Below are 24,690 nucleotides of genomic sequence, written 5' to 3'. Positions count from 1 at the left end.
CCAGCCGCCGGTAGGCGTCTATTCCCAAGAAGGTTTTTCACCAACGCTGCGACCAGTTCCTTATTTTGGAGCACCAAACCAGTTCATGTGGGTGGCACCGTCGGAACCCAATGGGACTGATCACATCGCGTTATTCTGCGCTTTGCTATTCGATCTGACCCACAAAGCTGAGACTTTTACGGCCCCCATGCTGAAATACATGGCCACGCCACGCGTCTCTTATTCTCACGGCGTGCAGCTTAATGTTTCAGACCCGAGCGAAGAAAGGCCAACCGAGGTGATCAAACGTCAGTTCGAGTTCAAGGACGGTAATGACGTGACGATCCCGGTCGCCAAGTCTGACGCGCCTTCATGATCGAGGCTTAGCAGACGAGGGTTGAAGTCGGGTCTGAGAGCGCTTCCGCTCTTCAGGACTTCGGGTACAGCACCGATCCATACCGTGCTCCTGAATTCACTGCCGCTTGAAGGAGGCGTCAGGAACAACAAAATAACAAAGGTGCGCCAGAAAGCTTTCACCGGTCGGCTCCAGGGCTCACGAGGGAGCCCTCAGTCTGAAATACTGCTGCGCCATCTGCTCCCATTGCGTCAGCTTTTCGGCGGGAAGTCCATGCAGAAGCAGGGTCGAGCGAAGCCAAGCGAAATGCTTGATGAGGTCACCGCACAGAACCTCCTTGAGGATCGTGAGCGGCGGGGCACCATCCGGATGTTCGAGATCCGGATGCGTCAGCCACCACAACCAGTGGGTCATAAGGAAAGGCGTCGTTGCTGGCGGCGCGAAAGAGCGGGCAGATTCATGAACTGCGATACCATAAGGTGGCGCGGCGGGCCCTCCCCTCGATACGCCTGAATGATTGCCGGCCCGAAAGCGACACGGCTGAGTGCCTCCTTGTGCTTTTCGCGTTTGCCGGCAGCGAGACCCGCAGCGATCGCTTCGCCGCGGTAGACCGGACCGAAGGCAATACCGCCACGAAGAAGGACCTTGTTCTGAGGGTCAGGAGTAGAAATGAATATCGATGAGAGATCGATCATCACCGACCTCACGACCTGTTCAATGTCAGATTGTGCGGGGAGAGAATGAAAACCCCGTCGTTGATTGGTAGCGTCTCGATAGATGTCTTCTTTGCTATTGCATGCTCCACCGCCATGTGGAGTCGAACCAGCGCGTTGGCGGGCTGTTTCCAGAGAAACAGACATAAGGTGTCCCGCTCCCATGAGGTCGATCCAGGCCACGTAGACATTTTCCGCGCGGGCGATCTTGCTGGAGTCGAAACGGTACCGTTCACGCTGACGTCGAGCGTAAATGCGCACTTACTCTTCGGGGCCGGGTCCGCTCCTCGGCGGCTTTTCAACAGTCATGGGTGCCTTCGATCCTCCGTGCGGTTCCAAATGACGTCGCTTTATACACGCTGCCCGAAAATCCGCCCCTGGGCATGATCACAACAACTGGCATAGGCGGTCAGGTTTAGGCTCTTCGCAGGCGGGATCCGGCTTCGTGACATTTGGGCAGAAGCAGCGATCGGACAAACACCATCAGCTATTCATGAGTGAGGAATAGCCGCGCCTTATTCTCCTCAACAACATCCGCGTTGGAGCTTGAAGGTAATCGAGCCTCAATCAGCCGAATTCCCCCAGCGACCAAGGCGTGCCGGGAGTTCGATTTTAACCAACGCAGGCGCGGCCTGCGCCGGCGGCTTCACCGATATCCGCGAAAAGTGGCTCAAGTCTTCCTTCCGACCGAGAACGGCAAAGCCGTCCGGAAAGATTGCGCCTCCGGAACGCTTCGCTGCTCGATGAGATCCGCAGGGAACTCCGGAAGCTCTCCCATGAGATCCAAATCCCTTCGCTCGACTCGATCAAAGCAAAGACACGCCGAGCAACTTCCATGTCCAGCGCCATACCATTCACAAATCGCACCGGTCCCGATTTGAAATCAGGTGCTTTTCCCCAGTGACGACCAACGGCTCCCACTCGGCGTCTTCTCCGACAATCCACGTCCGGTCAAGCCAGTCAACGGTGGTGAAGGTCTGCTCGGAAGGTCTCCAGCGGCGATCGCGCGCTGCCTCTCCGATGTCAGGCCCAAACAGGAGAGTCAGGACGCCGCAATAGCTGCCGAACCGCACGCTCCGCGGATCAGAATTTTCGGAAGGGTCCTCCCCGTTACCGGATGACGAACCTGAACTCACCGTGTGGTCGATGAATATCTCGGCCTTCTTCACCGACTTCATCCAGCTGCCGACGGCATAGCCATGCGACGCGATCCAGGTGCCGATCTTGCGGCCCAGATAGGGCTCGACTTGTCCGTGATATCCGTCCCTGACAGTTTTTGTGAAAGCGGCCCGGGAAGCTCCCTTGGTCGCTTTGGACTCTGCAAGGGCGACGAATAGATCTCCTGTGCGACTGAAGACATAGTCCGGCGACCGGGTGGTTGGCGGCTTGCCATGGACGGCGTGGTTTTCGAAATGATCTACCCAACGGTATCCATCTCGAACCATCTGAAGATAGGCGATGCCGTCACCAACGAGACCGGTCATGGCTTTTCCGACATAGTCCTTCAGGGTCCGGGCAGTATCCAACAAAGCGAAACGATCATTCTTGTCATCGACGTGCCTGGCGATGAGATGGCGGCACATCTGAACCTGAGCTCTCGCCGCATGCTGATCCATCTTCGCTCTGCTGGAGCACTGCGCCATAGCACCGTAAAGTTCGGCCGCCGTGAACAGCATTTCGGTGTTCTCGGGTGCTCGACCGACGATCAAGCGGTTCCTATTCGCAACATGACCATTGATTTGCTCAACACTCAGTTGCTTTTCCTTCGCCTTCCACATCACCCCGGTTCCCGCTGGAAATTTGTTCTTCAACGCGAATAACTCACTGTAACAGAAGAGGAAATGATGAAAAAAAACGGCTGACAAGTTATGCCTGTTCCCATGAAACAAACAGAATCGGTTTCTACGAAGCTCCTAACGTCCGACTAAGCGGTTCTTCGCTTTCCTTCGTCATTGACCTTCATAAGAGCCATCAGCATCGGCCCGAGGGAAAACTCCCCGCGCTGAGAGCGCTTGGTGAGATCCCGAAGATAACCACCGGCAGAAGTTATCAAAGTCGATCGTTCGAGAATGCATGCCATTGCCACCGCAGCATTTTCCGGCCCCATCGCGTTGCAGGCCTCCTCGTAAGCTGACGGACTGACGCCCAGCATGGAACGCACCCCGACGGCCGCTTTCATGAGCTCACGCCAGTGTTCTATGCGCCCGCCTGGACCATAATCGGCAATCTGCGGGCAGGCACGAAGAACCATTCCGAGCGGAAAGGCCTTGATCGGCTCAGGCCTAGCCTTCGGACGTCCTTCCGTCTCACTCTCGGTCTGAGCTCTTTCCGCCGAGCCTTCACCCAGCTTTTGTCCAGAGCTAGGTTCAAGTTCATGGATAGATTCGGGTTTTGAATTCTGTATGTGGCGGTCATTCTGAATGGCATTGCCAAGCAAATCTTCAGTATTTAGCTGAGTTTCCAGAATGTTGAGCGCCTCTTCGCGCAGAAGCTCCATTTCATCGAGAGTCAATTCGACCTGTGCTCTGTTCGGATAGCGAGGAAGTCGCGCGAGGATATCGATATACGCCGTTTCCACCTTACCCCAGTTACCAAACGCACCCTCCTCGACCGCAGCCGAGATTAGCTTGCGGACATCGCGTCGGCATATCGTGAGAGCTTCTTTTGCTCTCCGAAAGCGCATGCGTTCTGCGGCGACGTCCTGTGCCAAGATTGCTAGCTCGCTGGCGCGAACCAAGAGCGGGGCTAGATCAAAACCGTATGCCTGCTCGATTTCACCCTCGCGATTGCGATGTGCGTAACGCTTGCCGTTCGGACTATCTCGGCGATGGATAAGCCCGGCATCGACAAGCGCCCCAAGCTGCCGGCGGAGTGTCGATTCCGTAATCCCGTGAGCTCGTACGGATAGCTGCGCATTGGACGGAAACACGACAAGTCCATGTTCAGCGTCGAGCTCTCCATTGGGATAAAACGTCAAAAGCGCATCGAGAACGGCCAGTGCTCTGTCCTGAAGGCCGAAGCGTTCGCGCGCCTCGCAAACGTCTCGAAACACTTTCCACTTTTCAATACGTGCGTTTGGCTTTGAACCCGCGATCGCCAATTGCCCTTTCACCAAGGCAAGCTTCGCCGGCCGCCGCCCAAAGGGCGTCGTTACATGTCCCGTCTGCATTTTTCTCTCACCTTTCTTCAGGCAAAAGAAATCCGCTCACCAAATCGGTGCCAAGACTCTTGACTGTGATTCCGGGAAATGCGATTCTCAATCCTGCGAGAGATACGAGAGAGGCTTCCACGGTTTACCGTTTGGGGGCCTTTTTCTTTTGCGGTTCAGTCTCCGTTGTTTTCCTGCTTCGATCCTCTGTACTCGTCGTACAAACGATCCATTTGGGCTGAAAGCCACTCGCTGAAGGGCTTCGCTTCGACATTCGAAAGTTCGATCGCAACCTTCTTCGATTTGGCGTTCATTACAAAATTCAGTGAAGCGTCACTCGATGTCCAATCCTTCCCGGGCGCGCTGGCCTGGGGCTTCTTTGCAGCCGATTTGACCTTGTACCGCTTCAGGTAGTCATGAAGTTCATCGAACCTCTTGTCCTCAGCCAGCGCAACGAACTCCACGGCTGCCGCACGCTCGATGGCAACTTTCAAGAGGGCGGGGGCGAGAAGTAATTGGCGGAGGCTCAACCACCTGTCACGCCCAATCTTCTTGGACGCTCCGAGCACCTTGAGGATCGACGCTGGGACCGTCTCCACGACACCGAGCATCTTTGAGAGCATCGCGTCATCGATCGCGAGTGATGATCGAACCACTTCCTTCGTCATTCCGGACGCGAGCAGGTTCTGTGCAAAATACGCACGCTCGATGAACGACAGGTTTGATCGAGCGGAATTTTCCTGCCCCTGTGCGATAGCGGACGTGATGTCGTCCATTTTTTTGACAACTGCCTTGACCGGAACTCCGAGCTCTTTCGCCACCCTTAAACGCCGATGACCGAAGACAACCATAAAGCGTTGACTATCTGACGAACTGGGTCGAACCAGAATAGGCGTCGTCTGGCCGGACTCGCTAATCGCCTGCTTAAGCTCCTGGTACTCCTCGCCATCGTCGGAAAGACGATCGGCGACAAAGGAAACGTCAATTACCCGTGGATCCAGGTCCACGATCACCTCGCCTTCCATAAGCTTCTTGGTATTCTCGGCCAAGTCCTCGATCGACCGAACGACAGTCTTAGCTGCACCCGTCATACCGTAGCCAGGCTTCGTCGGTGTCTGGTTAGACGCGATTGAAGCCATGTCCAGTTTTGCAAATGGATTTTCACGTGCCATAGCCGGCCTCCAAAATCGCTTTCAACGTCAACAAAGGTTTGAAATCTCTTACAAAACTCTGCAAAAAAACGGCTGACAAGTGCGTCATTTCCGCCCCCATGCGCCGTGGATTAGTTCCATGATTTCGCCGTTGGCTGCGTTCAGGCTTTCCATGGCACGGTCGTAGGTGGAACGAACGAAATCGCCTCGCTCGACCTCATACAAGGTCTGCTTCTTTATCGAAGCATCGGAAATTGCAGTCGACTTCAGGACGTGATTTCGCAGCATTTGTTGGGCAAACATGGATTGCATGAACCCGACCATCTGCGCTTGCGGGATGTCGGTCGGCTCGAAGCGCGTAACAAGATAGCGGAACCATTCGACACGCATCTCGGCGCCAGCTTCTGCGACCGGCCCCATTATGCCGCCCAACATCATCAGGAACTGGCTCATCGACATGATGTCCAGCATCTGGGGATGGATAGTGATCAGGATGCCTGTGGAGGCCATAAGCGCCGTGATCGTCAGGTATCCTAACTGTGGCGGGCAATCTATGACGACCACGTCGTATCTGTCGTCCACCTGCTTCAGCGCATTGAAAATGCGCATATAGAACAACCGGCCGTCCTCACCCTTCTTGGACGAGATTGCCAGGGGAACATCATACTCGTATTCCTGCAGAACCAGATTTGCTGGAACCACGTCCAGGCCGGGAATGTTCGTTGGTTGGATGACTTCCGCGATAGACTTGCGCTCATCATCGAAGCGAAGCGCCTCGTAGAGAGAGGCTGTATCATCGAGTTCAGGTTGAATTCCAAACAGGGACGTCAGCGATGCCTGCGGATCGAGGTCGACCGCCAGTACGCGATGGCCGGTGAGGGCGAGGTATTGCGCAAGGTGCGCGGCGGTCGTTGTCTTTCCGCTTCCGCCCTTAAAATTCACGACCGATACGACCTGCATCGGCTCACCTTCACGACGACGAGGAACGTAGTATCTCTTGTCAGATTTTTTATTGGCCTCCAGATAGTCGCGAAGCTCCAACATCTGGTCAGCCGTATAATAGCGCCGTCCACTGACCGATTCGATCTCAGGGCCCTTCCCCTCCGAATGAATTTGTCGAAGATGGCTTTGGGTGACGCCGATGAAGTCGGCGACTTCCCCCAGTTGAAATTTGCGCAATCCCTTGCGAGCATCGGGGGGATATTGCTGGCTGCGGAGCATATGCAACGCATTTGAGATCTTTGCCCCTTGCTGGGCAATCTCGATATCAAATCGGTTGGGCTGCGAATGGCTCATTTGGCAAACTATTCCCCGGGAGACTAAACTTTCGAAAAAATGGCCCCATAGCGCCATTTTTCGCAACTATCTTCCGATTCTCGCATAGCCGCAAGAGATTTAAGGTTAACAAAGGGTTAACGCAAAATCGACGTGTTGCACGTTTGCAAATTCTTTTTCTTGCATTTTCATGTATTTAACAAGCGAAATGGCCTGCCGCGTTCATGCTCTGTTTTACTGTGAATCCTACAACTCGCCCGCCTTTATGTGGGCGCACAAGGGCGCGCTTGATCGCTCTTTGTCGCTTGTCATGGCCGACTCACGCGAGTGCGCCTTGTAGGATTATACAACTGCCGACCTGTCAAAATCTGTGCTGATTTCCCGCCGACAACAACGACGGAGAAAATCATGCAGGTTCTCGCGCTTTCGACGCCCCGGACGCTCCAGGATGCACATCTCCTACACATGCACTACCAGCTTCGTGCGCGGGTCTTTTCCGATCGTCTGGGTTGGGAAGTCGATGTATCGGCGGGGTGCGAGTCGGATGGTTTCGACGCGCTTCGGCCGACCTATGTTTTCGCCGTCGCTGGGACCGGCCAACCGGCGGGGTGCGCGAGGTTTCTTCCTACGCTTGGTCCGACAATGGTGGCCGATGTTTTCCCGTCGCTTCTCCCCGACGGTCAACTCAACGGTCATGCCGCTATGATCGAGAGTTCTCGCTTCTGCGTCGACACGACTCTAGCGGAGGGGAGGGGCAACGGCTCGGTTCATGAAGCCACGCTGACCATGTTCGCTGGCATCATCGAATGGTGCATGGCAAATGGCTATACCGAGATTGTCACGGTGACCGATCTTCGGTTCGAGCGAATCCTCGCTCGCGTCAGATGGCCGCTGCAGCGGTTGGGCGAACCCAAAAAGATCGGCGTGACGATGGCCGTGGCGGGCACACTGCGCGCCAATGCGGACACGTTCCTAAGGCTCCGCCCATGGGAGGAAACGTGTGCAATCTTTACCGGGTACTGAGCAATCAGGAGGCCATTCGCGCGATTACCAGCGCGATGATAGACAGCACCGGTAACATGGAGCCGCTTCAAGAAGTCTGGCCCGATTATATGGCGCCAATCGTCCGCAACACGCCGGCCGGCCGCGAGCTTGCCAACGTGCGCTGGGGCCTTCCGAGTTCGTCGCAGGGCCTGGAGCCCGAGACATCGGAATGACTGGTGCGACGGATACCTCCAAGGACCACCACCAACCGCCAAAACCACCGGGCATCAACCGCCGGCACTGTTTTTCGCATTTGGTTCGTCGTCATTTGGGAGGCCAGCTGTCCTAAACAGTGCCCCAATTCCTAAAATCAGTGCAGCCAGTGCGGGAACGCCCAAGACAACTCCAAAATAAATTTCCACTGGAAGGTCATGAATTCCAATAAATAGTTCCTGTCCAGCACACTTATCAGCCATGTACCCTTTGAAAGGTTTACACTTTCCCGCGTCAGGGAATAAAAAGAATTGGACTCGCGCTGAGTTCTCGCTAGACCGAACATGCCTCACGAGCAAAGACGAACTCAACGCTATTGCTGACCACCAATGCGAGATAGATCGATCCGTGTCCCCGCAGTGCCAATTTTCTTTTCGTCCGAAGGTTCTGCCTCAGTCTGCAGCAGAGCCCCGGGATCGACTGTATCCGCCTCCGATTTATCGGTCCGCGGTTCCTCTTGGTTGGCTGGTGCCCCGCCGGGATCCTCCGCCTGAAACACGCTCACGCCCTCGAACTCACCGGTCTTCCATGCGTAAACCCCATCCTCGAAAATCTGCGGGAAGACGTCTTTGCTCGTGGGGTTGCCATACCATTTCGCAACGATCCGGAGGACCTTGGCGAACATCGCCGTGCCTTTGCGAAGGTTTTGGCAGGCATCGACAAGGTCGGGTTTCAAATCCGCCGGTTCCTTCACTCCCACGCCAGCGGGGAACTGGGTCAGCCCAACGCGAACGACGGCCTGACCAACATGTTGCCGTATGATCGCCATCGCCTCCTCAGTCGATGCCGCTTTCGGAACGAGGATCAATCGGCCGCCTGATTTGACGGTGACAGCGAGGGGATCACCGGAGCCGGCGGCGGTCACGAACTGCTCGACGATCGCGGGCTTGAGGGAAGGGTCTGCGCATTCTTTTATCATGGCGGCGTCGAGCATGGTGTCCCCTTGGCACTCAGGTGTTGAAGGCTGTGACGAGTGATTTTGCGAAGAGTTTTGCCCATGCGGTGGTGACGGCGCGCTGGATGGGGACGATCGACGTCCCATCGGTCCACCAGCCGTTTCCGACGGCAATGATGAAGTCAGGATCGTGCAGCATGGACTGAAGCACCGGCCAAACGATCAGTTGTTCGTAGCAGATCAGTGGTGCAGCCCGGCCGGCACCGATGGAGACGACTGGGTTCGCGAAGAAATCCGCCCGGGCGCCGCCATTCTCCCCAAACCAGGATCGCCACGGCTGCCACATCGAACCGGGAACCGGCATACGTTCGCGATAGAGGATGCGGCCGCGCCTACGGTCGATCGCGACGAGGACATTGTCGTAACCCTTTGGATCGACCATTACTGCGCCGACGATGACCGTCGCATCGGTATCGCCGGACGCGCCTGTCCAAAGCCGCGCCACGGTCGGTGTCCAGAAACCAAGCGCACTTTCCGGCAGCACCACAAAGCGAACGCCATCGCTGGCTGCGCCACGCACCGTTGCGATCATGTCACGCTGGCGTTGAAGTCCGGCCTCACGGCCGAGCGAAGCCCCCATTTCCAAATCGACGCCGCGCCAGCCTTCCGGTAGTTTCGCGTCGGTCCAGATCGCGGCGGACCACAGCCAAAAGCCTATTAAGGCGATGGCGACAGCTGGCCACGTGCGGGTTACGAGGCCGGCAAGGCCAGCTGTCATAAGCCCTAGTCCGCACCATCCCCATCCCGGAAACAGAACACCAGCAGCCGTGACAGGATGCGCCCAGCCGGTGATGCCGAACGGCGGAATGAACATGACGATCGCTGCGAGGAGATAGCGAAACGGACGAACGTTCGGGTACTTCGTCCAGAGGACGGAATGGACGGTAACGAAACTCATAGACGCACCCAGCCAGAGCAGGAGGCCCGGCCAGATATTGGACGAATAAAAGGCGGCCACGCCTTGGGGCAAACCCCGTGATGCGGCCAGGAAATATGCGGCGGAGACAAGTGCCGCTACCGATCTCGATTGCGAGGTCGACCAGAGAACGGGAAACCCCAGCGCGACGGGTAGAAGCAACACATGCCCGCTCCAGCCCACCACGCCGATTACGATCGAAGCGAAGATCAGCAGCGTCGACCGAATGTAATCACGGCGCATAGGTGAGGACCTCCTGCGCCAGGCCGAGAATGGCGGAAGCTGGCACCGGACCGAAGTATTGGGAGTCGTAGGAGCCGGGGAATGCGGAATGCAGGAAGACATATCCTGGCGGTATAATGGCGCTCGGAGAGGGCGTCAGCGGCCGGCCTTTTCCATCTCGTTGTGCGAGACTGGAAGAGGAAACCCCCCGCCCATCCACGCTCACGCTGTCGCCGATTTCGACATGCTGTCCTGCAACGGCCATCACTGTCTTAATCAACGGTGCAAAGCCGCCCGGGCAGGAACCAGAACGGAGATAGCCTCGTGCCCTCGCTTCCCGCATCGCCGCCGTTTCCGGTGGGCAGATGAACAGGAGGTCGTCGACTGCTGCCGGTCGATCAAGCGGGATGATGCGCCACAGACCGAGCGGCTCGCTCGGTGTCAGATTGATGCGGTAGCCGCCGGCGACGGCAGTCACCGCCAGCAGGATGGCGGCCACCGCCGCCACGGACATAACCACAATGGCTCGTCGTTGCTGCGTGGTCATCGACCGGCGGGTTGCAGCCCCGGTCATTTCAGCGAGAGCCCTTGGCTCTTGGTTTGCCGCAGCATCTCGGCCTGCTTGAGCGCTTCCATCGTTCGTTCATAGGCGGCAAGCTGCTGGACCGTACGCATGGAGTTCCACGCAGATTGGACCTCCGCCTTCTGGCCGGCCGTCATGCCTGATGTGACGGCCTCGAAAGTCTTGCCACTCGTGTCTTTCGCAGCCAAAGGCAGGAAGGTCCGTTCCCCGAAACGTTCGGCAACCGCCTTGGCGAAACCTTCGAGTTCTGCTTTCACCATTTTGTCGGCGAGCGCGTATTCGAGGCCAGCCGGAAGATCGTTGCGATCGATCGCATCGCGCACGCGTTCGAGCGTTTGCTTGGCGGCTGGAGAGAGCGCCGGGATGTCGACGGAAACCTTGAGCCGGACCGCGCGCTCCTCCTTCTCATGTTTGAATTCGGCCTCGGCCCGCTCACGAAGGTAGCGTTCAAGATTTCGGGCGAGCGCCGGCACATTGGCAATGGCTTTTTCCCGGTCCTGCCTGTCGGCACGGCTGGCGAGAACACCGGTCTTGCCCTTCAGCGCACCGAAGCTTTCGGGGGCGCCGGCGACTTTTGCGAGGGTGGACTGCGCGACCGACTGATCCTTGACCATGCCGTCGACATTGATCGCCTTGAAGGCGGCTTCCGGCTGCGCGTAGACGAGATGGAAGCGGGTCGAGACGTCCTCCCATTGCTTCTTGAGCGCGGGATCGGCGGCGAGCTTGTCTTCGACAGCCTGGTCGAGCGATTTCGGGAAGGTGGTGATACCTGACACCATGGGCTTGGCCTCCTTGATCGTGTTCGGGGCGGTTTGTTTGTTGCTGCCGCGGGCCAGCCCGATCGCTTTGCCGATGGCGGCTAGACGGGCGCCGAGGTCGGCGAGTTTCTGTTTTTGCCGAACGGCCCATTGGAGGCGATCGTGTGCGATCGTGCGGGCGACGTTGACAAGATGAAGGCCCCGCGCTTCCGCGAAGCGCAGCGCCTGGCGATAGAACGACGCCTTCTCGTAATCGAGGGTCGTTTCCTTGGCGTTACGGCGCGACAGGATCTGGATGAGGCCGCCGGATTTTGCGAAGGAGCGACTGCCGTAGTAGACAGTGAGATCCTCACGATGGCGCGTCATGGCCACATAGGTGAGATGGCGATCCAACGAGAGGGAGGCAAGCACCTTCACCCGGTCGACGGTCGCGCCCTGGCTCTTGTGGATCGTCGTCGCATAGCCGTGATCGAGGCTGTTATAGAAGCGCTGCTCTACCGTGACCTGCCGACGATGCTCGCCTTCGCCAACCTCGGCGACGATACGTCTAGGCGCGGCCTCAAGCACCTTTGCCAGCATGCCGTTCTTGACGCCAAGGCTCCCCTCGTTCTTGAGGAACACGATCTGGTCGCCGGCCGCGAACATGCGGGGTCCGTCCTCTGTCTTGAACGCAAATCCGTTTGCGACGACGCCACGCTCGACCAGCTTGGCTCGGGCCATATCGTTGAGCATTCGGACGTCGCGGCGAAGGTGTGCGAGGATCAGGCTGGTCTTCGAAGGATCGTAGTCGCGGTCCCACGCTGCGATCAGGCTCTCGACCGCGTCGTCCTTCAGTCTCAAACCAATCATTCGACCATGGGCGGTGTAGGCGTCGACAGCCCTGCGGATATTGCCACGAGCGAGATCGAGCGAGGCATCGCGCATCCATTGCGCGCGCTGGCGATAGATCGTCTCGAGTTCGGCGTAGCCGACGCGATCGGCAACGGCGCGGAACGCAGCGCCGGCCTCGATTGGTTGAAGCTGTTCCGGATCGCCGACAAGGACGAGTTTGGCGCCGGCCTTGGTGACTGCTTCGACCAACAGCGCCATCTGCCGTGACGACACCATGCCGGCCTCGTCGAGTACGAAAACGCATCTGTCGTCGAGCTGATTGCGACCCTGGTTCCAGCGCAGCTCCCACGACGACAGTGTGCGGGAGCCGATGCCCGCTTCCTTCTCCAATCCCTCGGCCGCTTTACCCGCCAACGCTCCGCCGACCACACGATAACCGGCCGTTTCCCACGCCTCGCGTGCAGCCTTCATCATCGTCGTCTTGCCGGCCCCGGCGCGGCCGATGACAGCGGCAATCCGCGTGGCCCCGGCGACATGCTCGATCGCCGTTCGCTGCTCATCCGACAGACGAGAATGGCGCGCAAATGTCGCTTGCAGCACCGTCTCACGGACCCCACGGGAGGCGCGACCGGAGAGCCAGATCGCACGGTTGGCCATCTCGGCTTCGAGCCGGATCATCTCGCGCGTGGAGTATTTCGCCGCCTCCCGGACCCCGGTCGCAAGATTAATCCGCTCGCGTTCGAGCCGGAGCGCTTCCGGGCTCTGCAGTATCCTCACCATCAGGCTTTGGAAAAGCCGGGCATCGTCGATGTACCGGTACAGGACCTTCGCTACATCGCGCTCGTCAAAGACGCTCTTCTCCCGCGTGATCAGCTCAAGCACGATCTCGGGACGACGCCGGATGCGTCGAGCATTCTCACTGCGGCGCTCCTCCTGAAGCTCGACGCGTTCGAGTTTGGGAGTCGAGGTCTCCGACTTGTGGTCGGATTGCTCGGCCTTGCGCTCGATGGCTTTGGCGCCGACGCCGAGGTGAATGGTCGGCTCGAGGTCGATACCCTGCTTTTCGAAGGAACGGCCATCGATGCGGATATCGAGGCCGGCAAGAGCCAGATGTTTGTTCTGGCAGGCAAACCAGCCGTCGCGAAACGCATTGAAATCCTCAGTGCTACCGGCCCACAGCTCATAGACGATTTTGCCTGCGTCATTTCGGATTGGCTTGCCGTCCGGGCCGAGCACGGCGACCTTCTTCGAACCGAAACCGTCTTCGGTCAGCGGGCGCAATGTGGTCATGAGGTGGACGTGAGGATTGCCCGGGGCGTCGTGATAGACCCAGTCCGCGACCATGCCCTTCGCGGTGATGTGGCCCGCCACAAAGTCGCGCATGAGCGCGATGTTCTGCTCGGCAGACAGCTCGAGCGGCAGGGCTATGGTAACGTCCTTGGCGAGCTGCGCGTCGGATCGCTTCTCGAAGCCCTCCACCTTGTTCCAGAAGGACTCGGATGCGCCGGCGACCGAGCGATCGGCAGTCATGCTGCACACCCATTCCGGCGCGTCGGCAGGGATCACGAACTCCTCATGCAGGAGCCCCTGCTTTCGCGTGTAGTCGATCGTCCGGGCTTCCCGCTCGAACTCCATCTTGGCGCAGTGCCGGTAGGCCGCCGACAGCACCGCGCTGCGGCCGGAGCCACGCGCGACGACGCTGACGGAGAAGTGAGGGACGGCCACGGCGGAGTTCTCTCCCGGTTGCGAACGAAATCAAAAGGCTCGTCGGGAGCGGCCGCCCCACGAGGCTCTCTCAGCAACACGTCGCGCCAGCGACGTATAATTGCGCCCTTGGAAGCCGCTCCTTCGGAACGGCCGGGATCATTCCCGAAAGCATCGCCCTTGGCGATTGTAGGATTCACAGTAGTGCGTTCCGCACTCCGGTCCGAAAAACTGGGTTCGAAAGACAAGCTTTCGCACCCAGGGAGACAGACGGACATGAAGAAGCCATCCGCGAAACTTCGCGACGAAATCGCCAAGCTGCAGGAACAGCTCAAGATCGCCGAGACCCGGGAAGCGGAACGCATCGGACGGATCGCGCTCAAGGCGGGCCTTGGCGAGATCGAGATCGACGAGGCGGAGCTTCAGGCAGCGTTTGAGCAACTGACCAAGCGATTTCGCGGAGGGCAGGGCGCTACGGCCGGAAAAGAAAGGGGAGGGGCAGCCGTCGTCTCGCAGCAAACCGCGCCGGTCACGTCTGGCGCGGGCGCGGGCAGCGCTGGCGAGGCTTGAACGCATGGCGAGGACGATGACATCCGACGCCCGCAAGAAGGACACGCGAGAAAAGATCGAGCTCGGCGGACTGATCGTCAAGGCCGGTCTGCGCTACGAGAAGCGAGCGCTGTTGCTGGGCGCGCTGGTCGATGCAGCGCGCCGCATCAAGAGTGACGATACCGAGCGGTCCAGGCTCACGGCAATCGGCGTGGAGGCCTTCGGCAATGACGATCAATAGGGCGATGTCACGTTGTCGGCAACTTAACGGGTGGCGGATAATTCGGTTGAGATGACCTCATCGACCATCAGCTACAAGAACCACCGCTTTCCACCGCAGATCATCGCCCGTGCGGTCTGGCTGTATTTCCGGTTCCCGTTGAGCCTGCGGCTGGTCGAGGAAATGTTGCTGGAGCGCGGCATCGTCGTTTCTTACGAAACGATACGGCGGTGGTGGCGCAAATTCGGGGCGGCCTACGCCAAGCAGTTGCGTAGAAAGAAACCGTCGCGGAAGGATATCTGGCATCTGGACGAGGTCGTGATTTCCATAGGCGGCCGAAAACATTGGCTTTGGCGCGCCGTTGACCAGGACGGCTACGTTCTCGATGAGATCGTCCAGACCCGCCGCGATACCAAGGCTGCCAAGAGATTGCTGGTCAGGCTGCTGAAGAAGCAGGGCCTGTCACCGAAGCGCATCGTCACCGACAAACTGCGCTCATACGGCGCGGCAAAACGGGATGTGATGCCCGCTGTCGAACATCGATCGCACAAGGGCCTTAACAATCGCGCAGAGAATTCTCACGTGCCGCTTCGAAAACGAGAGCGGATGATGCAGGGCTTTCGATCCGTCGGAGGTTTGCAACGTTTCATCTCGGTCTTTTCAGCAGTCCGAAATCTTTTCGTCGCGCCGCACCAGAGACACTCAGCCCTAGCCACCCATATTCATCGCATCCGCGCCATGGCGCAGTGGAAAGCCGTGACCGCTGCAATTGCATGAGTTTACCGACAAGCGACTTTACGGCCGTTGATCAAACAACGTGACATCGCCGGTACGGCTTAGTTATAAAGTCGTCAGCTCCCGCATCAAGAAGCCGGATGCATTCCATTATGCCAGCCTGCCCCGACACCATGACAATCGGCGTCGGATCAGATCGCTTCCTGATGCTACGGAGGATGTCTTCACCGCTACAGTCCGGCAGCACATAGTCGAGAAGGATACATCCGAAAGAGCCCGAAAGCACTAACTCCTCCGCGAAAGCCCCGGTCTTTGCCCACTCGACCGCAAAGCCCTTAGCCCTGCAAATTGTGACGATGGTAGTTCCCTGGGCTATATTGTCTTCAACGAGTAGAATATTCACATCGGCTCCTCCCTGCCCGCTCCGCTTTATTGGACTAAGCTGACGATAGCCTGAACGGCGATCCTATCAGACGCAGAGCCCGACGGAGGCATTGTCGTCCATGCGTCACGCCCGCCCCTTCCAGGGATAGGCAAAATTGACGCAACCGGCTCAGGCTGCAACGGAAAAACTGTCGGATCGACTTTGTCTGAACTCCGAGTCTGTGTAAGCGGCAAGCTGAGACCGTTCAGCCCGCGTAATTCCACGGCATGAGTGCATCGAGATCGCTGCTGGGCCAGCCGTTGGCTATGCGCTCGAGGGTCTGGGTGAGCCAGGCCTGTGGATCGACGTTGTTCATCTTCGCTGTTTATGCCGACCGTCGAACTATGCCGATTAATCAACTTTTTGCCAACGTTTCCGGCATCATAGCGGGCAGCTAGTCGGCATAGTTTAGGGTCTCTCCGTCGCAGTTGACGCGAAGGAGAGGACACATGAACGCAACTGACTATTTGAATCGCAGCGCCCTATACCGGAAGCTGGTCTATGGTCCGTATCGGGAGTTTGCGGGCGTTTACGCCGCCAAAATGTCGAACGAAGGTTTGAGTCGGCATTGCACGTGGCGCTCGCTGAGCCTGTTTCGGGATCTGATGGACTGGCATGTTGGCAATGGACATGCTCCGCAGGATTTAAGCGAGGTTCACGTCGACCGCTTTCTTGAGCATCGTTTCAAGCACTGGAAGCCCGACTCGGGCGATCGATCGGCACTCCGCCGCTTGCTTTTGGCGTTACGGGAGAAAGGCTTAATACCAGCCGCACTTCCGATTCTGCGCAGTGAGCACGAGAAGATCGTCGATGCATTCGGGCAATATCTCTCGACTGAGAGAGGGCTCGCCGCCGCGACTATGGGGAGCCACAAGCTTCTGTCGCTTCGATTTCTCCGGGAGGTGTGCCCTTTAGGCGTAGACGGGTTTGCAGCGCTCACCCCGCAGACCGTGATCGGTTATGTCGAGCGACATGCGCTCGATGGTTCCGCCGACAGTGGCAAAGCCATGTGCGGGGTTGTGCGTGCCTTCCTGCGCTATTTGCATCTGAAGGGTTTCATCTCGATGCCGCTCGCTGGCTGTGTGCCGTCCATCCGCCGCTGGCGACTTGCCGGCCTTCCAACATTTCTCCCGCCCGAGAAAGTCCAGAAGGTTCTCGATGCCTGTGATCGGACGACGGCAATGGGTCGTCGGGACTACGCGGTTCTGATGATCCTCGCCAAGCTCGGTTTGCGCGCCAGCGAAGTTTCCAACCTCAATCTTGACGATATCGACTGGCAGTCGGGCACGATCCTCGTACACGGAAAGGGACGACGCCAAGCGACTATGCCGCTGCGTCACGACGTCGGAACAGCACTCGTCGCTTATATCCGACATGGGCGTCCAGCCTCGGCATGTCGACGACTTTTCCTACGAACACTCGCCCCGCACGTGGGTTTTACATCTGGCAGCGCCATCACGTGGATCGCTAAGCAAGCACTCGAACAGGCCGACATTGAAGGCTATGCGCATCACGGCGCCCATCTTTTCCGCCACAGCCTTGCGACTGACCTTTTGCGATCGGGCGCCAGCTTTGCTGAGATCGGCCAACTGCTCCGCCATCGACGACCGTCTTTTGCGATCGCCGCTATGTGCTTGTCTCTTTGATCAGGTGGCCCTGTGTCACCATTGCTTTCCACCGCCGTCGAACGCGGTGGAATGACGACGTTCGCGGTTGCGCTGTGCTGCAGGACCGTCTGATAGGTTGGCTTGCCATCATAGGCTCCGTCGGCTATGAACTGGTCAATCTCGCCGTCGATCTGGCTGAGCAACGGCTCCACCTGGGAAGGATCATCCGTGCCCTGGTCGGTCAGCCTATGGGCAATGATCTCGCCACTATTGGCATCCACTGCCAGATGGAATTTGCGCCAGTTGCGGCGTGATCTGGCGCCATGTTTCTCCTCAAGCCATTGCCCGGCGCCGTACACCTTTAACCCCGTGCTGTCGACCAGCACATGCAGCGGGCCGTCCGGCAGAGGCGGGTTTCGTTGGGCCGGCAGCTTCCACGTTTGTGCCCGACGGCTCAGCGTCGTATGATCGGGGACGGGTATCTCAAGTCCCATAAGATCGAACACCGAATTCATGAGCCCTTCGCTCTGGCGCAGCCGCATTCCGAACACACAGCCCAGGGTCAGGGCCGTTTCGATGGCAAGATCGGAATAGCGGGGTTGACCACCTCGCGTTTTTCGCCGTGGTGCATGCCATCCCGCCAATGCTTCCGGCGTCATCCACAGTGTAAGACTGCCCCGCCGACGCAGGCCTGCCTCGTACTCCGGCCAATTCGTCACCCTGAAGTTCATCTTTGCGATGTGATGACGGCGATCGGCGTTGTGTTTGTACGGCATGGCACTCGGATCAAGCTGATTGCGATCCTGTTTGCCTATCGCCGAACCGTTCAGAAACTATTCATGCACCAAAGCCTTGAAGAATCCAACGACATCGTCCCGGCGAAGCCCGCGGCGGCACACGATCGCGCCAGCACCATTGACTCCGTGAACCTGAAATACCTGCTTAGCGATATCCAGACCAATTGTGGTAACCTTCTCCATGGACGCCTCTCCTGATGTGGCTTCGACTGCCACACTTTGGCATATTGCGATGCCGGGAGCGGAGGCCGTCCACCACATCAGGTCAAGATATCTGCGGATGGCGTCTTTCGCTGGCCTTTCATCCGTTAAGTTTACGATGCCAACGATACCTGCATATTGTGAGACGGGTCACCCGGTCCCCAGGCGAACATTTAGTCTAGACTAGTGCCCGTCCATAAACGCCTGTTTTTCCGGGTTTTTCAAAGGTTGTTTGCCGGCTGAGGCGTATTTTTGGAGGACGTGCTGGCACAAGGCGATGCAGATTGAGGCCGGAAGAGCGATTTGGCGGCAATGGGATCATGGAGTATCGGCCGAGGCTTGCCGGGCGTGCTGTGAGCGCTGCCAGATGAGGGGCGTCAGGTCGGCCTGAGGCGGGCGAAGAGGGCGAGATTGTAAGCGACCACCGAGGACCAGACATAAGCCTTGAAGTGGTCGAGCCCACGCCAGGTGCAGCGCCCCAAGCCATAAGCGCGTTTCAGGCAAGAGATGCCGGCCTCGATGCCGGCGCGGAAGTTTCTGAGCTTGCGATAGACCCAGCGGCTCTTGACCATGTCTTCGATCTTGAGGCCGCACTTCTTGTGGAAGGCCATGTCGCGAATGCCCCAGGCTTTGGCCTGGCTCAGATTGGTGCGGCTGGCATAGCCGCCGTCGGCGGCCGCCTGACGTGGCGCCGCGCCATAGAAAGCGATGTGGCGTTCCAGCATTGGCTGCAACCGTTCGCTATCGGCCGGGTTGCCGGCTTCCACGACGAGGTCAAGGATCAGTCCGCTTCTGCCGGTGGTCAGATTGAGTTTGTGGCCGTAGTCGACATCACGGCTGCCCTTGACGATGATGTCGGCATGCGGCTCGAACAGGCTCACCAGTTTCTCGCCAGCCGGCACCGCCTCGCCGGCCAGGACCCGCCGTTCGGTCTGGGCGATGATCCGCTCGATCAGCGGCCGGTAGCGGCGGAGCTGGGCCTGCCATAGCTCGCCGGCCAGGCCCGCCGTCAGGGGCAACTGTTCACTCGCCTGCTGCAGATAGCTCAAGGTGGTGCGCGTGATCTTGAGCAGTTCGCGGTAGTACTTGATCCGTTTGGGACGGCCGCGGGTATATTCGATCGCCCGGGATCGCTTCTTCGCCGCGCGGCGGTGGTCGTGCCATGGGATGGCACTACCCAGTGCATCTGCCTGCTGCAACAGCCGCACCATTACCCGTACGGCGTCCCATAACAGGCTGCTGTCACTCGGCTCATGGATCAGTGCGGCGGTGACGGTGCTGTCCACACGCAGGACCTTGCCACTTTCCAGCTTCTCCTGCCGGGCGCTCGCCAGCAGTACCCGGTTGATCTCTTCAAAGGTTTGCGCCCGGATCGCACTGATCGTCTTGTGCAAGACCGACTTCTTCGGGCTCCACCCCCACGGCAGCCGGGCAAAGGCTCGGAACGAGGCGGAGTCTTCGAGATGGAAGGCCAACTCCTGATAACTCAACTGGCGATGCTGCTTGAGCAGCGCGCAACGCAGCACAGCCTCGGCCGGCAGCCCCTCGCGGCCGGTCTCCTTGAGACCATGTCGGCGCAGGTCCCGCGTCACCAGCCCGAGCAAATCGCCATGCTCATCCAGCCATTGCGACATCGCCCTCAGTTCACGACCGATCTCGTGTTCGGCGAAAAGATCGAATACACTGGTTTGGACCGTGCGTTCTTGGCGCATTGTCGGCTCCGGCGGTTACGGGTTTGTCCTTAGAATCAGTAGCTTGATCTAAAGTATACCTGAAACCGCCGGGCTTTGCCCGCGGAGATTGCGCGATTCCCGCAATAATTTCAGCAGTTTACCGTTTATGGACGGGCACTAGACTAGCGAGCGCAATTCAGTGCCGTAGAGACACTACCGCTCCTTGGTAATAGCTATGCGAAGAATTCCCAAATCAACAATAACTTGAATGTAATCGGGATCCTCTATAATCTCGATACCGACCATGACTCCGGTAATCCAATGGGTATCAAAAAACACTTTTGCTTCTCCAAGTATTTTTAGTCACACTTTGCACCGGTCGCCGGAGGCGACGGTTGCAGCAGTATCCACTGCGACGTCCACGGATGTATCCCTGCTTGCGCCATGTCTGAATCAGCGGCAGCGCCTGGCGTTGGTGCACGGATGTGGAACTGAACGGATGGGGATCTTTGAAACGGCTGACTATGGTGTGGCTGCCTTGCGGCGGACGGCTTTCGGGTGTGCGCAACCAAGCATGCGGTTGAGGACGGCGCAGCCGGTGGCGACTTCGGTCTGCTGACCAGGCAGCGACCTGGCCCGCAGACGCCGCCCGATGATGGACTTGTATTGCCCGATGCCGTCTCAAGCAGCGAGTGTTTGCCGTAGCCGTTAGAGACCTGCCATTTCATCCGGCCGTCACTGTTGATTGCGGCGATATGCCGGTTCCGTTGGCCGGGAGGTCTATCGTCGCTTGGCTCGACCGCGTTAGCGCGAGGCGGAATGACGATAGCCGCCGCCGCGCTATGATCGATGACTGCGTCGTATGTAGGTTTTCGATCATAAGCACCGTCGGCTGTGAACTGTCCGATCGGACCGCCAATCTGGTCGAGGAGTGGCGCAACTTGAGAGACATCGCCAGCATCCTGATCCGTCAGGGTATGGGCAACGATCTCGCCGCTGGCGGCATCCAGTGCCAGATGCCGCTTTCGCCAACCTCGGTGGGATCTGGCGCCATGCTTCTCCTCCAGCCACTGGCCCGCGCCGTAAACCTGCCGGCCGGTGCTGTCCACCAGAGCATGCAACGGTCCAGCAGGTGGAACCTGATTTCCGTGCCGCTTCTCGGCAGATCGCCATGCGTGCGCCCGACGGCTCAGCGTGGTGTGATCGGGGACGGCAAGCGCTAAGCCCATCAATTGCAGCACCGATTCCACCAAGCCTTCTGCCTGGCTCAGAACGCTACGTTCCGTGCACCAACCACAGGCCCTAATCTCTCTCGACAGGAAGTGCGAATACATAGCCGCGTCCTCGCTGGGTTAATATCATTCGTGGCGAGCTCGCATCCAATTCGAGTTTTTTTCGGAGCCGCAAGATCTGAACATCAACGCTCCGGTCAAAAATGTCTTCATGAACCCGAGTTGATTGTAGCAGATGCTCGCGAGCCAACGGAATCTGAGGTTTATCTAAGAAGGCCACGAGCAACGCGTGTTCGACTTTAGTCAGCCGAACCGCCTCGCCTCTAGGATTATGGAGCTCGCGAGACTTGGCGCGAAGTTTCCAGCCACCAAACCGGTAGGTAACCCCAACTCGCTTCCGACGGCTATAGTCGCTCTCTTGGCGCCTAAGCACGGCGTTTATCCGAGCTAGAAGTTCTCGAAGGCCGAAGGGCTTTGCAACGTAGTCGTCAGCGCCAAAATCGAGCCCTTTGATGCGATCGATCTCTTCCTTGCGCTGCCCGCTGGCAATAATTATCGGCACGTCAGATCGTTCGCGAAGTTCCCGTAGTACTTGAAGCCCGTCTTCAGAACCGAGCACAAGATCCAAGAGAATCAGATCAGGTGTTCTAGCCTCGACAAACCGGAGCAGTCCTCGTCCGGTTGCCGAAGAAAGGACGTTCATACCCTTCTCCCGAAGATAGTCAGATACCATAGCAACCACGTGGGTGTCATCATCTACAATCACAATCGTTGGCGCAGCCTGAATGGACATTGTAGCAAATCCTTCTAAAGTTCACTCTCGGATGACATCACCTGATGGATAGGTGGGTTTTGGCAGAATTGGAGCGGCGTCTGCAGTCCGAGTGGCTGTCGCGGTGTCACCGATAGCTAGACAGCTGGATCTTCGTGACGTTCCGCGATCTTGCCATCCGGTCGTTCCCGTACCCTGCCGCGCAGGGCCCCTTTCAATTTCGTTTTTGCGTCGAGTGTCGGCCTCTGCCGACGCTCTTTTCAGACCTCCGCAGCGAGCAGTTGCTGCAAGGTAAGAACAATTCAAAAATAGTGCCTTTGCCCAAACTGCTGTGAACGTCGATGGCACCACCCCAGGACCCGACGGCACGCTGCACCAAGGCCAGTCCCAATCCTGAGCCGCCCTCCCTCGATTTTGTCGTAAAAAATGGATCAAAAATACGTTCTAAGAACGAAGGGGAGATGCCAGGACCTGTGTCAGAGACACTCAACCGCGCATATTCGCCGCGCTCTAGCCGTCCACTAGACAAGTCGCGCGCAGAGATCTGTTCAACATTGCGAAGGTTAACTGTAACTGTCCCGCCTGCCTTCATAGCTTCGCCAGCGTTCTTGCAGAGATTAATCACAACCTGTTGTAGGGTAATCTCTCTCCCGTCTAGCCAGACCGCGCGATTGGGAAGATTGGTTTGAATCCGACAAGAAGACGGAATGCATAAATGCAGGTCTGGGAGGATCTCTCTGATGGCCGCTGCGGCGTCGAAGCTACTGAATCCCTCATCCCCCATGTCTGACATCAGGATCCGTTCAACGGCGCGTTTTGCTCGATCACAAGCGTCACGAATTCGCTCGACGTACATGCGCGAGGACGATCCCGATCTCAACGCGTCTGCGGCCATCTCTGCATAGCCGATAATCGGCGTTAGAAGATTGTTAAACTCGTGGACCAGAAGCCCCGCGAGTACATGCCCGTCTGCGAATGCCTCTGCCGCCGCCGTGATGTCGGCTTGCGCTCGCTTTGAAGAGAAGTGTGGTCTCGATGAGATGTTCTTCACGTTTCGCCTCTCCGCCATCATTGATCCGGTGACCTGCGACTGAACTATCATCCAGCAGCAACTTGAGCCCCGGCGGTTTTGAATACGCCAAGTCGCGCGGTGTGAGCTACCGTTTGACAGGATCGGCGCACGCGTGCCGACAGCATGCAGCGGGCTTCACGTTTGCCGACAGAAAGACCTTTCTCGCGATGGATCCGGTGGACGCGATTGGTACTGTACGGCTCTCCATCCCAACGAAGTAGGATGAACAGACGCCGTATTTGGCTTTCCGTTTGTAAAACATAGCTTCTGAAATTTCGTGCTTGCGGCAGAGATCGGCCATCTGGCTCCGGCTTCTTGCTTTTTCAGCGACGATGAGAGCCCCCCGAGGGGTCTGCGACGGACGTCTCTGAAAAACAATAATTGATCTGAGGTGTCCGTAGTTCGTCCCGACTTGCTTCCTTGTCCACTCTCTTCAGTGGGGGCATCAAACTGGTCGTGAAGCATACACAGACTCTCCTCCCTACCTGACGTGTAGCACGTCAATGGCACCATCCTGAAAAGGTATTGGAATTATAATATAAAATATATGGTGTAGCTCCTCTGTCATCGGTGAATGAAACTGATTTTCACTATTTGAAATTGCGTATCACCAATATATCTTCAAATATCCATGTCGCTCATCTTGTGTCAGATCAAACACCCTGCGAGCCTTGGCAAAGGATACTTGGGGGGGCCTGTCGCAAATTTTCTTAGTTTACCCGTCTGTTGACGCTCGCCGGAGAAATTCTCGCTTCGAATTTGTGGAGCGAGCCTGTGATTCTGAATACCATTGGTGAGAAGCTGAAGCGCCGGTCGAAAGATGATTTCAAAGGGCGGCATTTCGAGGCATGACTCATTGTGCAGGCGGTGGCCTGGTATCTGCGGTATCCGCTCAGCTACCGAGACCTTGAGGAGATGTTCCAAGAACGCGGCTTCGAAGTGGACCACAGCACGATTAACCGCTGGGTACTTGCCTATGCTCCGATGATCGAGAAGCGGCTGCGCCAGTTTAGGCGCCCGCAGGTCAGGATCGACGAGACCTACGTCAAAATCGGCGGCAAGTGGCGTTACCTGTACCGTGCCATCGACAAGCACGGAAACCCAATCGACTTCCTTCTGACTGCAAAGCGCGATCTTGATGCCGCCAAGCGCTTCTTCCGCACAATGCTGAAGGACGAGCCTTTGTTGTCACCGGCAAAGATCGGCACGGACGGCGCCAACACCTTTCCGTCGGCGATCAAGACGTCAGTCGACGATGGGCACCTGCATCCGGATCCGGTTCATTATGTCACCCAACATCTCCAACAAGGCATTGAGAGTGACCATTTCCGCGTGAAGAAGAACATGCCGAAGATCGGCGGATTCCAATCCTTCAAAACCGCGCGTCGAACTGTCGCAGGGTTCGAAGCGATGCTGTGGCTGCGAAAAGGGTTTGGGTTCTCCGGAGAGTGGACCGTCAATGATCAGAACGAGCTGCTCGCGCGTCTCTTCGGACTTCAAAAGGTTAAACAAGGCGTGAAGAGCAGAACATATTTCAGCTCAACGCGTTCGGTCGACCGCT

Annotated in this window: 20 protein-coding genes and 7 pseudogenes; 8 read left to right on the top strand and 19 right to left on the bottom strand. The window is 57.8% G+C overall.

Features of this window, described 5'->3' with window-relative positions; genetic code table 11:
- The first annotated feature begins 85 nt into the window (after nucleotides 1-85).
- Nucleotides 86-355 carry a hypothetical protein gene (locus RL_RS24805; protein ID WP_011654576.1) on the top strand — a complete coding sequence of 90 codons (270 nt, stop codon included), beginning with the start codon at nucleotides 86-88 and terminating at the stop codon, nucleotides 353-355.
- A 177-nt stretch (nucleotides 356-532) separates the two neighbouring features.
- On the opposite strand, the gene RL_RS24800 is transcribed toward RL_RS24805, so the two are convergent.
- The 6 genes from RL_RS24800 to repA form a co-directional block, all read right to left on the bottom strand.
- Nucleotides 533-748, bottom strand: coding sequence for a hypothetical protein (locus RL_RS24800; protein ID WP_011654575.1), 216 nt, complete (start codon nucleotides 746-748; stop codon nucleotides 533-535).
- Nucleotides 745-1,308 carry a hypothetical protein gene (locus RL_RS39745; protein ID WP_129557810.1) on the bottom strand — a complete coding sequence of 188 codons (564 nt, stop codon included), beginning with the start codon at nucleotides 1,306-1,308 and terminating at the stop codon, nucleotides 745-747. Before RL_RS39745 ends, RL_RS24800 begins: the two co-directional genes overlap by 4 nt.
- Nucleotides 1,309-1,901: 593 nt before the next feature.
- The gene (locus RL_RS24790; RefSeq protein ID WP_011654572.1) at nucleotides 1,902-2,912 is read right to left on the bottom strand and encodes a hypothetical protein; all 1,011 of its coding nucleotides are present in this window, start codon (nucleotides 2,910-2,912) and stop codon (nucleotides 1,902-1,904) included.
- A gap of 59 nt (nucleotides 2,913-2,971) precedes the next feature.
- Nucleotides 2,972-4,216: a plasmid replication protein RepC gene (gene repC / locus RL_RS24785; RefSeq protein ID WP_011654571.1), complete on the bottom strand. Its 1,245-nt coding sequence runs from the start codon at nucleotides 4,214-4,216 to the stop codon at nucleotides 2,972-2,974.
- A gap of 155 nt (nucleotides 4,217-4,371) precedes the next feature.
- The gene (gene repB / locus RL_RS24780; protein ID WP_011654570.1) at nucleotides 4,372-5,367 is read right to left on the bottom strand and encodes a plasmid partitioning protein RepB; all 996 of its coding nucleotides are present in this window, start codon (nucleotides 5,365-5,367) and stop codon (nucleotides 4,372-4,374) included.
- An 84-nt stretch (nucleotides 5,368-5,451) separates the two neighbouring features.
- Nucleotides 5,452-6,642 carry a plasmid partitioning protein RepA gene (repA, locus tag RL_RS24775; RefSeq protein ID WP_011654569.1) on the bottom strand — a complete coding sequence of 397 codons (1,191 nt, stop codon included), beginning with the start codon at nucleotides 6,640-6,642 and terminating at the stop codon, nucleotides 5,452-5,454.
- A 387-nt stretch (nucleotides 6,643-7,029) separates the two neighbouring features.
- Between repA and RL_RS24770 the strand changes: the two genes are divergently transcribed.
- Nucleotides 7,030-7,644 carry an acyl-homoserine-lactone synthase gene (locus tag RL_RS24770; protein ID WP_011654568.1) on the top strand — a complete coding sequence of 205 codons (615 nt, stop codon included), beginning with the start codon at nucleotides 7,030-7,032 and terminating at the stop codon, nucleotides 7,642-7,644.
- Entirely contained in the window at nucleotides 7,620-7,838 is a 219-nt protein-coding gene (locus RL_RS37990) for a hypothetical protein (protein ID WP_244432385.1), read from the top strand. Before RL_RS24770 ends, RL_RS37990 begins: the two co-directional genes overlap by 25 nt.
- A gap of 353 nt (nucleotides 7,839-8,191) precedes the next feature.
- On the opposite strand, the gene RL_RS24760 is transcribed toward RL_RS37990, so the two are convergent.
- Genes RL_RS24760 through traA form a run of 4 tightly spaced genes read right to left on the bottom strand, consistent with a single transcriptional unit; the run spans nucleotide 8,192 to nucleotide 13,868 of the window.
- On the bottom strand, nucleotides 8,192-8,812 hold the full coding sequence (locus RL_RS24760) for a TraH family protein (RefSeq protein ID WP_011654566.1): 621 nt from the start codon (nucleotides 8,810-8,812) through the stop codon (nucleotides 8,192-8,194).
- Nucleotides 8,813-8,828: 16 nt separating this feature from the next.
- A complete protein-coding gene (locus RL_RS24755) occupies nucleotides 8,829-9,992 on the bottom strand; it encodes a conjugal transfer protein TraB (RefSeq protein ID WP_011654565.1) in 1,164 nt (387 codons plus the stop codon).
- Nucleotides 9,982-10,485 carry a conjugative transfer signal peptidase TraF gene (traF, locus tag RL_RS24750; RefSeq protein WP_244432387.1) on the bottom strand — a complete coding sequence of 168 codons (504 nt, stop codon included), beginning with the start codon at nucleotides 10,483-10,485 and terminating at the stop codon, nucleotides 9,982-9,984. Before traF ends, RL_RS24755 begins: the two co-directional genes overlap by 11 nt.
- Before the next feature lie 56 nt (nucleotides 10,486-10,541).
- Nucleotides 10,542-13,868 (bottom strand): Ti-type conjugative transfer relaxase TraA, encoded by a 3,327-nt coding sequence (gene traA, locus RL_RS24745; RefSeq protein ID WP_011654563.1) that lies wholly within the window; start codon nucleotides 13,866-13,868, stop codon nucleotides 10,542-10,544.
- A gap of 255 nt (nucleotides 13,869-14,123) precedes the next feature.
- Here traA and traC point away from each other — a divergent pair, with 255 nt between their 5' ends.
- From traC to RL_RS24730, 3 genes and pseudogenes are all read left to right on the top strand, one after another.
- Nucleotides 14,124-14,417 carry a conjugal transfer protein TraC gene (gene traC, locus RL_RS24740; RefSeq protein ID WP_011654562.1) on the top strand — a complete coding sequence of 98 codons (294 nt, stop codon included), beginning with the start codon at nucleotides 14,124-14,126 and terminating at the stop codon, nucleotides 14,415-14,417.
- A 4-nt stretch (nucleotides 14,418-14,421) separates the two neighbouring features.
- Complete coding sequence (gene traD, locus RL_RS24735; RefSeq protein WP_011654561.1) at nucleotides 14,422-14,637, top strand: type IV conjugative transfer system coupling protein TraD; 216 nt, start codon at nucleotides 14,422-14,424, stop codon at nucleotides 14,635-14,637.
- A 4-nt stretch (nucleotides 14,638-14,641) separates the two neighbouring features.
- Nucleotides 14,642-15,393 (top strand): annotated as a pseudogene (locus RL_RS24730) (IS6 family transposase).
- A 31-nt stretch (nucleotides 15,394-15,424) separates the two neighbouring features.
- Here RL_RS24730 and RL_RS24725 read toward each other — a convergent pair.
- Both RL_RS24725 and RL_RS37980 read right to left on the bottom strand, forming a co-directional pair.
- Nucleotides 15,425-15,754 carry a response regulator transcription factor gene (locus RL_RS24725; protein ID WP_049778427.1) on the bottom strand — a complete coding sequence of 110 codons (330 nt, stop codon included), beginning with the start codon at nucleotides 15,752-15,754 and terminating at the stop codon, nucleotides 15,425-15,427.
- Nucleotides 15,755-15,980: 226 nt separating this feature from the next.
- A complete protein-coding gene (locus RL_RS37980; RefSeq protein WP_244432384.1) occupies nucleotides 15,981-16,091 on the bottom strand; it encodes a transposase domain-containing protein in 111 nt (36 codons plus the stop codon).
- 133 nt (nucleotides 16,092-16,224) lie between these two features.
- Here RL_RS37980 and RL_RS41170 point away from each other — a divergent pair.
- A pseudogene (locus tag RL_RS41170) lies at nucleotides 16,225-17,328 on the top strand (tyrosine-type recombinase/integrase); the annotation flags it as partial.
- A 16-nt stretch (nucleotides 17,329-17,344) separates the two neighbouring features.
- On the opposite strand, the pseudogene RL_RS37975 reads toward RL_RS41170, so the two are convergent.
- From RL_RS37975 to RL_RS39285, 7 genes and pseudogenes are all read right to left on the bottom strand, one after another.
- Nucleotides 17,345-18,158 (bottom strand): annotated as a pseudogene (locus tag RL_RS37975) (IS5 family transposase); the annotation flags it as partial.
- 69 nt (nucleotides 18,159-18,227) lie between these two features.
- Nucleotides 18,228-18,362: pseudogene (locus RL_RS39290) on the bottom strand (IS110 family transposase); the annotation flags it as partial.
- A 395-nt stretch (nucleotides 18,363-18,757) separates the two neighbouring features.
- The gene (locus tag RL_RS24705) at nucleotides 18,758-20,092 is read right to left on the bottom strand and encodes an ISNCY-like element ISRle10 family transposase (protein WP_011653555.1); all 1,335 of its coding nucleotides are present in this window, start codon (nucleotides 20,090-20,092) and stop codon (nucleotides 18,758-18,760) included.
- A gap of 483 nt (nucleotides 20,093-20,575) precedes the next feature.
- A pseudogene (locus RL_RS37970) lies at nucleotides 20,576-21,324 on the bottom strand (IS5 family transposase); the annotation flags it as partial.
- 31 nt (nucleotides 21,325-21,355) lie between these two features.
- Complete coding sequence (locus tag RL_RS24695; protein ID WP_011654554.1) at nucleotides 21,356-22,078, bottom strand: response regulator; 723 nt, start codon at nucleotides 22,076-22,078, stop codon at nucleotides 21,356-21,358.
- Between the two features lie 193 nt (nucleotides 22,079-22,271).
- A complete protein-coding gene (locus RL_RS24690) occupies nucleotides 22,272-23,108 on the bottom strand; it encodes an ATP-binding protein (protein WP_122330894.1) in 837 nt (278 codons plus the stop codon).
- 117 nt (nucleotides 23,109-23,225) lie between these two features.
- Nucleotides 23,226-23,365: pseudogene (locus RL_RS39285) on the bottom strand (IS3 family transposase); the annotation flags it as partial.
- A gap of 538 nt (nucleotides 23,366-23,903) precedes the next feature.
- Here RL_RS39285 and RL_RS37965 point away from each other — a divergent pair.
- A pseudogene (locus RL_RS37965) lies at nucleotides 23,904-24,635 on the top strand (IS6 family transposase); the annotation flags it as partial.
- Between the last annotated feature and the right edge of the window lie 55 nt (nucleotides 24,636-24,690).

This window comes from Rhizobium johnstonii 3841, assembly GCF_000009265.1.
Lineage (GTDB): Bacteria > Pseudomonadota > Alphaproteobacteria > Rhizobiales > Rhizobiaceae > Rhizobium > Rhizobium acaciae.
The sequence above is the reverse complement of the archived record's forward strand: the minus strand, read 5'-3'. Positions and strand labels throughout refer to the sequence as shown.